We start from the raw sequence: 12,087 nt of genomic DNA, 5'->3' as shown, positions 1-12,087 counted from the left end.
GCGCCGCGTCCCTGCGCTTCCTGCCGTGCCCTTGCCGTCCGAGGGCGGAGCGGTGATTATCGCGCGCTGTGTCGGATCCTGCGACGAGACTCCCCTCGCTGGCCCCGGTCGAGCCGGGAACCGTGCTCGCGGGCAAGTACCGCGTCGAGCGGATCATCGGCCAGGGCGGCATGGGGGTGGTCGTCGAGGCGCGGCACGTCGCGCTGGACGAGCGGGTCGCGCTGAAGTTCCTGCTGCCCGAGTTCACCCGGCACCCGGAGGGGTCGGCCCGGTTCCTGCGTGAGGCGCAGGCCGCCGTGAAGATCAAGAGCGAGCACGTCGCCCGCGTCTCGGACTTCGGCACGCTCGGGAACGGCGCCCCCTACATGGTCATGGAGTTCCTGACCGGGAGCGATCTCGCGCGCCTGCTCGAGCACCACGGCACGCTCGCCGTGGAGGACGCCGTGGATTACGTCGTCCAGGGCTGCGAGGCGATCGCCGAGGCCCACGGGCACGGCATCGTGCACCGCGACCTGAAGCCGGCGAACCTGTTCCTGACGAGGCGCGCCGACGGCTCGCCGCTCGTGAAGGTGCTCGACTTCGGCATCTCCAAGATGGCGACGGCGAGCGGCGGCATCGAGAACCTGACGAGCACCAGCGCGGCGCTGGGCTCGGCCCTGTACATGTCGCCGGAGCAGATGCGGCAGACGCGCTCGGTGGACCACCGCACCGACATCTATGCGCTCGGCATCTCGCTGTTCGAGCTGCTCGCCGGCCGCCAGCCGTTCTACGCGGAGACGCTGCCGCAGCTCTGCGCCGAGGTGCTGACGGGCACGCCGACGCCGCTCCGGAGCCTCCGCCCGGACGCGCCCGAGGCGCTCGCGAGCGCGCTGGCGAGGGCCTACGAGCGCGACCGCGAGCGCCGGTACACCTCGGTGGCCGAGCTCGTGGTGGCGCTCGCCCCGTTCGCGCCCTCGCGCACGCACCCGACCATCGATCGGATCGCGCGCATGGGCGGCCTGCCGCCGGTCGCCGCGACGTTCGGCGGCCAGCGCGCGTCGCACCCCTCGTTCGCCGGCGTGGATCCGAGGGCCTCGACGCCGCCCCCGCGCGAGCCCTCGTGGCCGAGGCCCCCGTCGCCGTCGGCGCCCGGGCAGGACGGCGCCGCGGCGACGTGGCAGGCGTCGACGCCGCCCCCGTACGTGCAGCCGCCACACGCGCAGCCGCCGCACGCGCAGCCGCCGCACGCGTCGCCGACGGGCAACGGCGCGCCCGGGCAGCACGCGCCGACCGACGGCTGGCTGGGCCAAGCGCCGCCCGGGGCGCCGGCTGGGACCAGGGCGCCGGGCGCGCCGCCGGCGCCCCCGGCGAATCAGCAGATCGTCCCCGGGCCGTACAACGCGCCGATGAGCATCCGCGCCGCGGCGACCTTCGCCTCCGCAACCCACATGGGGATCTCCTCGGACGGGCGCCGCCTCCCGAGCTCCCCGGTCGCGGTGCTCGCGATCGCGCTGCTCTCCGCGGCGCTGCTGCTCGGGATCGTCGCCACCGTGGTCGTCCTCCGGAACCGCGGCGACGATCCGTCGCAGGCCGCCGCGGCGAACGCGCCGGCGAGCGCTGCGTCCGCGACGGAGGCGCCCGAGATGCCGTCGTCGCTCGCCCAGGAGGAGGCGAAGATCCAGCCCGCGGGTGCGGCGGACCCCTCCGCGCCCGCGGCGATCCCTGCGCCCGTTGCCTCCTCCGCGACCGCGGCCTCCTCCGAGCCCGCGGCCTCCGCCGCCCCCGCGGCCTCCTCCGCGCCCCCGGCGAGGGGCGCGCCCGCGCCGGTGCAGCCGCGAGGCGGCGCCGGCCGTCCCACGCCGCCCGCCCGTCCTTCGCAGATCGCGCCCACCCAGCGGCCGCCCCAAGGCATCGACCTGAACGACCCGCACTGAGCCCAGCCATGACCCTCTCGAAATTGCACCCGCCGCGCGCGCTCCGCCGCGCCCGCCTCGCCCTCGCCTCGCTCACCCTCGCCTCCGCGGCCTTGCTCGCGCCGGCGCGCGCGGTCGCGCAGGGCGCCGCGTCCGATCCCACGCTCGCCCAGGCGCTGTTCGAGGAAGGGCGCCGCCTGATGGAGACGAAGGACTATGCGCAGGCGTGCCCCAAGCTGGCGGAGAGCCAGCGCCTGCGGCCCGGCACGGGCACGCTGCTCAACCTGGCGCTGTGCAACGAGGCGCTCGGCAAGACGGCGACGGCGTGGGGGCAGTTCAAGGAAGCGCTCTTCTTCTCGAAGAAGGAGGGCAACGCGGCGCGCGAGGCGTTCGCGCAGGAGCACATCAGCGCCCTCGAGCCGAGGCTCTCGAAGATCCGGATCAACGCGGAGAACACGCCCGGCCTGGCGATCCGCAACGACGGCCAGGAGATCCCCGCGGCGGCGCTCGGCACGCCGATCCCGGTCGACCCGGGGTCGCACCAGATCGAGGCGACCGCGCAGGGCTACTCGGTCTGGTCGACGACCGTGCAGGTCGGCGAGAACGCCGACCTGAAGACGATCGCCGTGCCGAAGCTCGTGCCGATGCCGGTGGAGGCGGCCAAGCCGGCCGGCCCGCAGCCGTCCGGCGGCGGCAGCGCCGGCGGCGGCGGGCTGCGCACCGCGGGCTTCGTGGTCGGCGGCGTCGGCGTCGCGGCGCTCGGCGCCGGCGCCGTGCTCGGGATCCTCGCCGCCGGGCAGGCGAGCGACGCCGAGGACGATCCGGCGCTCTGCCCGAACAAGCAGTGCACGCCGCGAGGGCGCGAGGAGATCGACGCCGCGGAGACGAAGGCGCTCCTCTCGACGATCGGCGTCGGCGTGGGCGTCGCCGCGATCGGCGCGGGCGTGGTCCTGGTGCTGACGTCGGGGCCCTCGCGCGCGGAGAGCGCGAGCGCCGCCGGGGCGCGGCGGAGCGCGCCGGGCGGCGTGCGCGCCCAGGTCGTGCCGGTGATCGGGCCCGGCGGCGGCGGCGTGGGCGTGCTGGGGACGTTCTGACGGGCGGCGGCGGGGCGAGGCAGAACCCGGCCGGCTGTCGCGGCGCGAGATCTCATGAGACGGCCACCGACGGGCCAATCAGGGCTTGTCCGCACGTGACATCCGCGCCGCCTCGCATTCGCTTATCTCGATGCTGGACGCCGGTCCGAGCGAGGGCTCCCTCGATTCCAGGCTACGCCGCTGCAAGGACGACGTAATCGAGCGCTGGACGCGCCGCGTGCTCGAGGACCCGAGAGCGGAGGCGCAGCGGAGCGGGGGCCCCGTGCTGGTCAACGAGGTTCCGGAGCTCTTCGACCGCATGGTCGACGCGCTCGCGGCGAGCCGGCGCGCTGAGCGCGAGGCCGGCGACGGCGCGGACCTCGCCGCGGCCGAGGAGGTGAACCGACCCGGGGCCCACGCGCACCGCTGCGCCTCGCAGCGACGATGTCTCAGGGCGGCGGCGCTGCGGGAGCTCGGGCACCTCCGGGCGGCGCTGTTCGAGGTGTGCGGCGATCAAGGCATCTCCCTCGATGCGCGGGAGGCTCAGGCGCTCCACGCGGTCGTGGACGCGAGGATGTGGACGAGCGCCGTCGAGATCGAGCGCGCGGCGTGCGCCGCGCTCGAGGACAGCGGGGCGCGCCTGCGGCTGGCCACGCAGGCCGGCGGCGTGGGGGTGTGGGATTACGATATGGTGACCGGCGCGCTGCGCTGGGACGACCGCTGCCGCGAGGTGGCCGGGCTGGATCCGGCGTCGGAGGTCCGATACGACCTGTTCCTCTCGGCCATCCACGAGGCGGATCGCGCGCGCGTGGAAGAAGCGATACGGCGCTCGCAGGACCCGGCGAGCGGCGGAGAATACAGCGTCGAATACCGCCTCGTGGGCCTCCGCGACGGGGTGGAGCGCTGGGTCTCCGTGCAGGGCCGCACCTTCTTCGACGCCGATGGCCTCAGCGTCCGGATGATCGGCACGGCCACCGACGTCTCCGATCGCAAGCGGGCGGAGGCCGCGCGGCTCGAGGAGCTCGCCTTTCGCGATCGATTCCTGGGCGCGCTCAGCCATTACCTGCGCACGCCGCTCACCTCCATCACGCTGGCCGCCAGCGTGATGGTCCACCACGGCGGCCTGACGCCGCGCCAGGCGAGGCACACCGAGCGGATCGCGGCGAGCGCGCGCCGCATGGCGCGGACCATCGAGGACCTCATCGATCTGACGCGGAGCCGCTCCGGCGGCAGCATCCCGATCGCGCCGAGGCCGGAGAGCCTCCATGTCATCTGCAAGGGCGCCGTCGACGAGCTCAGGGCCATGCACCCCGAGGTCCCGATCCGGCTCGATCTGCAGGGGAGCGGCGCCGGGCTGTGGGACCCCGAGCGCCTCGCCCAGATGGTCACGAACCTCGCGCAGAACGCGATCGATTATGCCGAAGCGGGGAGCGCTGTCCGGGTGTGCATCCGGCCGCGCGGGGACGATATGGTGATCGAGGTGCACAATCACGGGCCGCCCATCGCGGCCGAGCTGCTCGCGACGTTGTTCGAGCCGTTCCGGCAGGCGCCCGCGGCGGAGCGGCCGAGCTCGGGGCGCGGCCTCGGCCTCGGGCTGTTCATCGCGCACCAGATCGCGAAGGCGCACGGCGGGGCGATCGAGGTCGAGAGCGACGCGGAGCGAGGGACGACGTTCACGGCGAGGCTGCCGCGGCGGGCCGAGCCTGCTCGGTAGTCGCGCCGAGGAGAGAGGAGAGCAGGAGTGTCGCGGCGAGGTGCTTTGAGCGACCTCGGCGCGGTGGTGGGGAGAAGCGCCCGGAATGTGCGCCAAGTTGACACGCCGGGGCGCCTCGACGAGCATGCGCCGGGGAGGTCAGTTGACGCGCAAGACGGCGGACGAGGTGTTGAATGAGGCGGCGGACCGGACGGCGGGGGAAGCCAGCGCGCGCGGCGCGGACCTCGACCTCGCCGGGGGCGGCGGTGCGGCGGCCGGCGGCGACGCCCGTACCCAGGTGATGTTGCGGAGCGGCTACGGCATCGAGGCCGTCGAGTCGCCCGAGGTCAGCCTGCTCCACGTGCGGGCGCCCACGGGACGTATCGTGTTGACGATGCGCCTCTTGCCCGAGGGGCCTTCGCTCGAGGTGGAGGGGGTGAGCCTGAACATCGCCGCCCGGGGAGACCTGCGGCTGTCGGCGGACCGGCTCTCGCTCACCGCCCGCGGCGACGCCGAGATCGCCTGTGGCGGCAACCTGAGCCTGCGCGCGGAGCGCGGCGATGTGGTGGTCAAGGCGAACGACGACGTCCGGATCGACGGCGAGCGGATCGCGCTGAACTCGCCGGACGCCCCGCCGGGCCCGCAGGTCGGCTCGCCGTACCTGCCGCCGCGAGGGGACGGCTGAGGCGAGGTCGCTGGCCGTGGACTTCGAGAACCGCACCCAGAGCCCCGCCGCCCTGCTCCGAAGCGCGGGGAGCGGCGCGACGATGTACGCGTCGCTGATCACCCGTGTGCGGCGCCGCCTCACCGACGAGGGCGCGCTGGTGGCGCCGCCGGCGGCGCTCGCGCTCACCGATCTGCGCCGCGATCTCATCGAGACGCCGTATGGCACCTTCGAGCCGGACCTCTTCTTTCCCCGGACGGGAACGGACGTCATCGTGCTTGGCAAAGCCGTCTCGGCCAGGCCGGTGGCGGAGATGACGGTCCGCGTGGACGCGGGGCCGTACCACGTGGAGCTCCTGGTGACCGGAGAGCGCAGCTGGCAGCGCGACGATCGGGGCGAGCTCGCGCCCGGCGCGGCGGCTCCGTTCACGGAGATGCCGATCACGTACAGGAACGCCTTCGGCGGCGTGGCGAGGACCGAGTACGGCGACTGCCCCGAGCCGAACAACCCGGCCGGCAAGGGGTTTTACCTCACCAGAGACGAGGCCGTCGGCCGGCCGTTGCCGAACATCGAGGATCCGGCGTCCCCGATCCGCCGCTGGAACGATCGCCCCTCGCCCGTGGGTCTCGGGCCGTATCCGCTCGCGTGGGGGCTGCGGCTGCTCCGCGTCGTCTCGGTGGATCCGGACACCGCGGAGCCGCGCATCCACGTGGGCGAGGGCCTCTACGATCGGGCCCACCCCCTGCTGTCGGGGAGGCGCCTGCTCGCGGGGCAGACGATCGCGATCGAGGGCATGTCGCTGCGGGGCCGTGTCGTCATGGCGGTGCCTCCCTGCCCGTTCGAGGTCTCGGTCGCGCTCGGGCAGAGCGAGTCGCGCCTCGCGCTGACCCTCGAGGAGGTGCTCGTCGACCTCGATGCGCTGCTCGTCGATTTCACGTACCGCAAGCTGTTCAAGTACGAGATGGTCCGCGGCGAGCAGCGCAAGACGGCGCTCCTGATGCGGCCGGAAGGCAGGCAGTCCCCGTGATCGGCTTCCCGCACAAGAAATGGAACCCCGGCTTCAACCTGGATTTCCATAGCGGCATCTTCATGACGCCGGCCGGCGTCCCGGATCCGGCGGTCACCATGGGCCTGCACGTCGGCGTGGTGCTGTTCGCGACGCCGTGGGTCGGGCTCGGCTCGAGCAAGGGGAACAGCGATCGTATCCGCGCCGACGGGATGCCGATCGTGAGCCGCGGTCACGAGGTGAAGTACACCATCCTCCCGCACATCAACGTGATGCCCCCGCCGCCGGGGCACATCAACGTCCTCGGGACGATGCTCGTCCTCGGATCGTCCAGCAAGTGCCAGTTCGCCGCAAGCAAGGTCCAGTGCACGGACGGCCCCGTGGCAATCTCGGTGCTGCGCTACGTCGGCATCAACAGCGCATGCGCGGATCCGTGCACGATGCCGACGTCGCTCGTCATCAACTGGGGGACCGTCAACGTGGGGTTCACCAAGGGGGATCTCGCGGCCGGCGCGCTGCTCTTCGCGCTCGAGGCGCTGAAGAGCTACATCGAGGACAAGGTCTTCGGGGCGCTGATGGGCTCGAAGCTGACGAAGAAGCTCCTCGGGAGCCTGATGCTTCGCCTCTTCCGGAAAGCAGGCGGCGACAAGGTCCTGGGGGCCTTGGCCGAGGAGATCGTCAAAAGCACGCTCAAGATCATCTATGGCGAGACGTTCGGGGGGAAGCTGGGCGACGTTGCGAAGGAGAAGTTCTTCAACGACCAAAGCGCCCTCGGCGAGTGGCTCACCGACCCTGCCGGGAAGGGGATGAACAAGGCCGCTGATGGGCTTGCCGCCTGGGTGGACAGCATGGCCGAGCCGGTGCCTCAGGGCGGCAAGTGACGGCGATGGATCGAACGATCGTGACAGGCGCCTGGCCGGGAGGTCAGGGCCGGATCCTGAGCGTCCTCGTGGGTCGCACGTACACGATCGGCCCGCGTGGCGACGCCGAGCTGCAGGAGGGCGAGTTCCGCCTTCGTGAAGAGCCCGAGCACCTCGAGGATTTGCCGACCTCCGGCAGGGCGCGACCGTCGCTGCTCCGGCGCGACGCCGACTGCTACGTGTTCCGCGATTTCACAGATCTCGTGGTCCAGGGCACCGTCCGCACGGACCGGGCCGTGAGGTCCACCGAGGTTGCGCTCACCTGCCGCGGCCACCAGACCGACATCGCGCAAACGGTCGTGGTGACCGGCGATCGACGGGTGGAGCGAGGCACGACGGGGCCGAGGCTCTCCGAGCCCGTCCCCTTCACCGAGATGCCGCTTCGGTACGACAAGGCTTATGGCGGGACGGACGAGCTGGCGGAGGAGCGCCATGCGGATCCGGAGCTCGCAGAGCTCGCCGAGGCGCTCGGGCCGGAGGTGCTTGCGGAGTTCGGTGAGTTCTCGTATCCGCGAAACCCCGCGGGCAAGGGCTTCCTGGTGGAGCCGGACGGGCTGATCGGGCTGGCGTGGCCGAACGTCGAGCTCTTGCAGCACCGGCTCCCGACAACGGATCTGGAGCGGCTGGCGCAGCCGATGGACCGCTGGGGCGATCGACCTTATCCGGCGGGGTTCGACTGGTTCCCGCACGAATGGTTCCCACGCATCGCGTTCTTCGGGGTGATCCCGGAGACGCACGACGGCCGGGTCCCGGAGGCGGAGGTCAAGCTCGGCCTGCTCCGAGCCGATGAGGCGCGTTATCCGCTCGCGGACCGGGCCCATCGGTTCGCGCAAGGGGCTCACCCGTTCCTGTACCGCAATCGACTCCGAGGCGGCGAGAGGATCACGGTCACGTCGTTCGCGCCCGAGGGGCAGGATCTCGTGGTGATCATCCCCGATCACCGGCCGCGGGTCCACGTGAGCCTCTTCGGCGCGGCGGAGCAGGAGGTGGCCCCGCTGCTCGACAGGGTGTTCGTGGAGGGCGACGAGAGGCGCGTCACCTTGTTGTGGCGCGCGAGCGTCGCTGCTGGCAGGGAGCACCTCCCTGCCGAGTGGCGAGCGAAATGCCCGTACCGTATCGATTGGGAGTGACTCGGACGAAAGGCCTGGTCCCGTCGAACGATGGATAAGCCGACCTCCGTGATGCCTGATGCCCGCGCGATGCGCTGCGGATGGTGCGGGGGCGCGGTGCCCGTCACCTCGCTCGCGCCGACGATCCGCTGCCCTCGATGCAGCCAGGAGCTCGCCGTCCCGCCCGAGCTGCTCCGCGAGATCGGCGCCTATCAGCAGGGCATGGACGCTCGGTTGCAGTCGGCCCGCGCGCAGGTGCGGCCGCGCGGGAGCGCCGTCCAGCCGGTCGCCGTGATGGGCTGCATGGGGGCGACCGCGATCGCAGGCGCGGCGCTCGTGCTGCCGCTGCTCGGCTTGGCGTCCGGCGATCCCACGGGCCCGCTCGCGCTCGCGGCCCTCCTCGGCGCGGCTTCCATGGGCGCGCTCGTGCTCTATGGTCGACGACATCGCGAGGGCCGAAGACGTCGCGAGGTCGAGGAGACCCCTGCGGTTCCCGCGGCCACGCTCGCCTGCCCGAACTGTGGAGGTCCCAACCGGCTCCAGATGGTGGAGGCGCTCAACCGCTGTCGGAGCTGCGGCGCTGCGCTGATCGCCGATCGCAGCGGGATGGCCCGAGCCCTCGACGCGGCGGATCGCCTCGTCGTCGCAGCGCGGATCGCGCGTTACCGCGACGAGCGCCGCGGATGGTCCGGCCGCGCGACGGGGCCCACGACCGCCTGGTGGGCCGTCGCGTCGTGGATCCTCGGGCTCACTGTCGTCTCGGCCCCGCTCATCGCCTGGGTGTATGGGCTTGCGGTGGGCGTGCGGTTCGATGCGGGATGGGTCTTGCTGTTGCTGGTGCGAGCCGTTATCCCGCTGCTCGCGGCCGTCGCCGCGATCAGCGAGCTCGCCGAGTACTTCTCCCACCGGCGTGTCTGGGCGGAGGTGCGCGCCTCCGTCGAGCGGCTCTTTGCCGGGCGCGCGGCGGATGTGGTGCGATGGCTGAACACGGTATGGGCCGGTCCCATCGGCGTCGAGGTCCTCCGCGGCGGACCTTTTTATGGCGCGAGTGAGCTCCCCGTGTCCGGCTTCAGCGCGCTGCTCGTGACCGACGTGGGCGGCACGCGACGGAAACGTCTCCCGCCAAAGCTCTGGATCCTGCTTGCCGCGTGGCTGCCTGGCCTCTCCGAGCACGAGGATCCCTCGGCCCAAGAGCGCTGCCTCGCGCAATGGCAGGAGTCGACCGAATGGCGGACGCGCATCGCGTGGTTCGATGCCGCTGGCTTCGACCTTGCCGTGACCGCGGCCGGTCTGACGGCGGCGGCGCGCAGCGAGACGCTGGAGCGCTGGAGCCAGGAGCCCGATCAGGCGGAGGCGATCTCGCTGGTCGTACTCCAGCTGGAAGAGCTCGCGAGGTTCGTCCGGGCAAGGCCGATTGTCCCGGGAGCGGCTGCAGCGCCGGTGGGTGGGCAGCTCTCGGCGTGATGAGCCGCGTCAGCTGGTGGCAGAGGAGCGACCGAACCATGGCAGATCTTCTCCCGTGATGCCTGATGCCCGCGCGATGCGCTGCGGATGGTGCGGGGGCGCGGTCCCCGTCACCTCGTTCGCGCCGACGATCCGCTGCCCTCGATGCAGCCAGGAGCTCGCCGTCCCGCCCGAGCTCCTCCACGAGGTCGGCGCCTACCAGCAGGGTATGGCCGCTCGGTTGCAGTCGGCGCGCGCGCAGGTGCGGCCGCGCGGGAGCGCCGTCGCGCCGTTCGCCGTGGTCGGCTGCATGGGGGCGACCGCGCTGGCGGCGGCGGCGCTGGCGCTCCCGCTGGTCGGCCTCGCGTCCGGCGATCCGACGGCCCCGATCGCGATCGCGGCCGTCCTCGGCGTCGCCTCGCTGGCGGCGCTCGTGATCGGCCGTCGCAAACGTGGTGAAGCCGCGGAGGCCCTCGCGGTTCCGGCGGCGACGCTGGCGTGTCCGAACTGCGGAGGCCCCAACAGCCTCCAGATGGAGCGGGCGCTCAACCGGTGTCGGAGCTGCGGCACCGCGCTGATCGCCGATCGCAGCGGGATGGCCCGAGCCCTCGACGCGGCGGATTACCTCGTCGTCGCGGCGCGGATCGCGCGTTACCGCGACGAGCGCCGCGGGTGGGCCGGACGGGCGTCGGGGCCTACGATCGCCTGGAAGGGCGCCGTGCCCTGGCTCGTCGGGTTCCTCATCCTCTCGGTGCCGCTCGCCGTCTGGGTCGCTGCGTTTATGCAGGTCAAGCAGCTCGACGCGTACATGATCGGGCAGTTCCTGTTTCGAGCCTTCTTTCCGCTGCTCGTGCTCATTTCGGCGGGCGTCGAGCTGCGGGTCCTGCTCACCCGCCGGCGAGTCTGGGCGGAGGTGCGCGCCTCCATCGAGCGGCTCTTCGCCGGGCGCCCGGCCGATGTGATTCGATGGCTGGACACGGTATGGGCCGGCCCCGTCTCGGCCGATATCCTTCGGGGCGGTCCGCACTACGGCGCGAGCGAGCTCCCTGTGTCCGGCTACTGCGCGCTGCTCGTGACCGACGTGGGCGGCACACGACCGAAACGCCTCCCGCCAAAGGTCTGGATCCTGCTCGCCGCGTGGCTGCCCGGCCTCTCCGAGCACGAGGATCCATCGGCCCAAGAGCGCTGCCTCGCGCAGTGGCAGGAGTCGCCCGAATGGCGCGCGCGCGCAGCGTGGTTCGACGCCGCCGGCATCGACCTCGCCGTGACGCCGGCCGGGTTGATGGCTAAGGCGCGCCTCCGGACGCTGAGGCGCTGGAATTTTAGCCCGGGGCAGGCGGAGGCGGAGGCGATCTCGCTGGTCGTGCTCCGGCTCGAAGAGCTCGCGAGGTTCGTCCGGGCAAGGCCGGTCGTCCCGGGAATGGCTGCGGCGCCGGCCGGTGGGCAGCTCTCGGCGTGATGAGCCGTGTGAGGCAGAGGCTCTGAAGCGGTGAGGCAGGAGCGTTCAAGGAGGGGCAGGTCTCCCTCCGCCGCGGTCAGGCAACGCAGCAGAACGTGGACGGCGTGCTCGGCTGGAGCTCGCCGATCGGCTCGCCTCCGTGCGGCGCACACGCCCCCGGCTCCACGGCCACGACGGCCGCGGTCTTGCTGCCCAGCGCGACGCCGGGCGGCGTGACGACGCAGAACGGGACGCTCGAGCTCACGAGGCTCGAGGCGATGAGATCCGCGCAGGCAGGTGTCGAAGTCCTTGGGCACCTGTCGGAGGTCGGCGAAGCTCTCGTAGCCGACTGTCCGTGATTGTGCTCGATCTCTCCGGGCGTACAAGGGCCATAATCAAGATGGGATCTTGGCTGCACTCGCCTCGAATCTCTTGCCTTTCGCATCAAAGGTTGTGAGGGCGACTGCTAAACTCGTAGGGTTCGGGCTTGCATCGATGCTGCGGAACCGTCCGGTCACGCCAACCGGAGCGCGCCTCGGCGACGTCCCGGCACCACGGTTCCGGAGCGGCCGTGCGGCCCGTCATCTCAGCTTATTGCGCTGCCGGTTTGGGCTTTCCGGGGAACATGCGCTGCAGGGCAGGTGCGCCAGGCTTCCCATTCACCGTGAGCGTACCGTCTGATCCGCGCACGATGATGGGTGGCGCTGCTTTTGGAAGTTCGAGTGGCCGAAACGCGGCAGGGTCCGAGCGCGGCCCGGCATCTGGCCCGGCATACCACCCAATTTCCCCGCTTGGCAGCTTTCGTGCGACAATCACTCCGTCATCGTCGGTCGACCATTCGCCTGGCTT

General features: G+C 72.1%; 10 protein-coding genes. 9 read left to right on the top strand and 1 reads right to left on the bottom strand.

Translation table 11 applies throughout. The features are described 5' to 3' along the window. The first annotated feature begins 68 nt into the window (after positions 1-68). The 9 genes from WMF43_RS02605 to WMF43_RS02565 all read left to right on the top strand — a co-directional run bounded on the left by WMF43_RS02605 (position 69) and on the right by WMF43_RS02565 (position 11,259). Positions 69-1,913: a protein kinase domain-containing protein gene (locus tag WMF43_RS02605; protein ID WP_437677287.1), complete on the top strand. Its 1,845-nt coding sequence runs from the start codon at positions 69-71 to the stop codon at positions 1,911-1,913. A gap of 8 nt (positions 1,914-1,921) precedes the next feature. Then, complete coding sequence (locus WMF43_RS02600) at positions 1,922-2,986, top strand: tetratricopeptide repeat protein (RefSeq protein ID WP_437677285.1); 1,065 nt, start codon at positions 1,922-1,924, stop codon at positions 2,984-2,986. 130 nt (positions 2,987-3,116) lie between these two features. Next, complete coding sequence (locus tag WMF43_RS02595) at positions 3,117-4,679, top strand: ATP-binding protein (protein ID WP_437677283.1); 1,563 nt, start codon at positions 3,117-3,119, stop codon at positions 4,677-4,679. Positions 4,680-4,821: 142 nt separating this feature from the next. Beyond that, positions 4,822-5,343 (top strand): hypothetical protein, encoded by a 522-nt coding sequence (locus tag WMF43_RS02590; RefSeq protein ID WP_437677281.1) that lies wholly within the window; start codon positions 4,822-4,824, stop codon positions 5,341-5,343. A 16-nt stretch (positions 5,344-5,359) separates the two neighbouring features. Continuing rightward, positions 5,360-6,349, top strand: a complete 990-nt coding sequence (locus WMF43_RS02585; RefSeq protein ID WP_437677279.1) for a DUF2169 domain-containing protein — start codon at positions 5,360-5,362, stop codon at positions 6,347-6,349. After that, positions 6,346-7,209 carry a hypothetical protein gene (locus tag WMF43_RS02580; protein WP_437677278.1) on the top strand — a complete coding sequence of 288 codons (864 nt, stop codon included), beginning with the start codon at positions 6,346-6,348 and terminating at the stop codon, positions 7,207-7,209. Before WMF43_RS02585 ends, WMF43_RS02580 begins: the two co-directional genes overlap by 4 nt. A 5-nt stretch (positions 7,210-7,214) precedes the next feature. After that, positions 7,215-8,378: a DUF2169 domain-containing protein gene (locus tag WMF43_RS02575; protein ID WP_437677277.1), complete on the top strand. Its 1,164-nt coding sequence runs from the start codon at positions 7,215-7,217 to the stop codon at positions 8,376-8,378. Positions 8,379-8,429: 51 nt separating this feature from the next. After that, on the top strand, positions 8,430-9,821 hold the full coding sequence (locus tag WMF43_RS02570) for a hypothetical protein (protein ID WP_437677275.1): 1,392 nt from the start codon (positions 8,430-8,432) through the stop codon (positions 9,819-9,821). Between the two features lie 58 nt (positions 9,822-9,879). Then, positions 9,880-11,259 (top strand): hypothetical protein, encoded by a 1,380-nt coding sequence (locus WMF43_RS02565; RefSeq protein WP_437677273.1) that lies wholly within the window; start codon positions 9,880-9,882, stop codon positions 11,257-11,259. 76 nt (positions 11,260-11,335) lie between these two features. Here the strand turns inward: WMF43_RS02565 and WMF43_RS02560 are convergent, their stop codons facing one another. Beyond that, the gene (locus WMF43_RS02560) at positions 11,336-11,503 is read right to left on the bottom strand and encodes a hypothetical protein (RefSeq protein WP_437677271.1); all 168 of its coding nucleotides are present in this window, start codon (positions 11,501-11,503) and stop codon (positions 11,336-11,338) included. Positions 11,504-12,087: the final 584 nt, after the last annotated feature.

It is taken from the genome of Sorangium sp. So ce131, from assembly GCF_051519095.1.
GTDB lineage: Bacteria > Myxococcota_A > Polyangia > Polyangiales > Polyangiaceae > Sorangium.
This window is presented reverse-complemented; position numbering and strand designations above follow the sequence as displayed.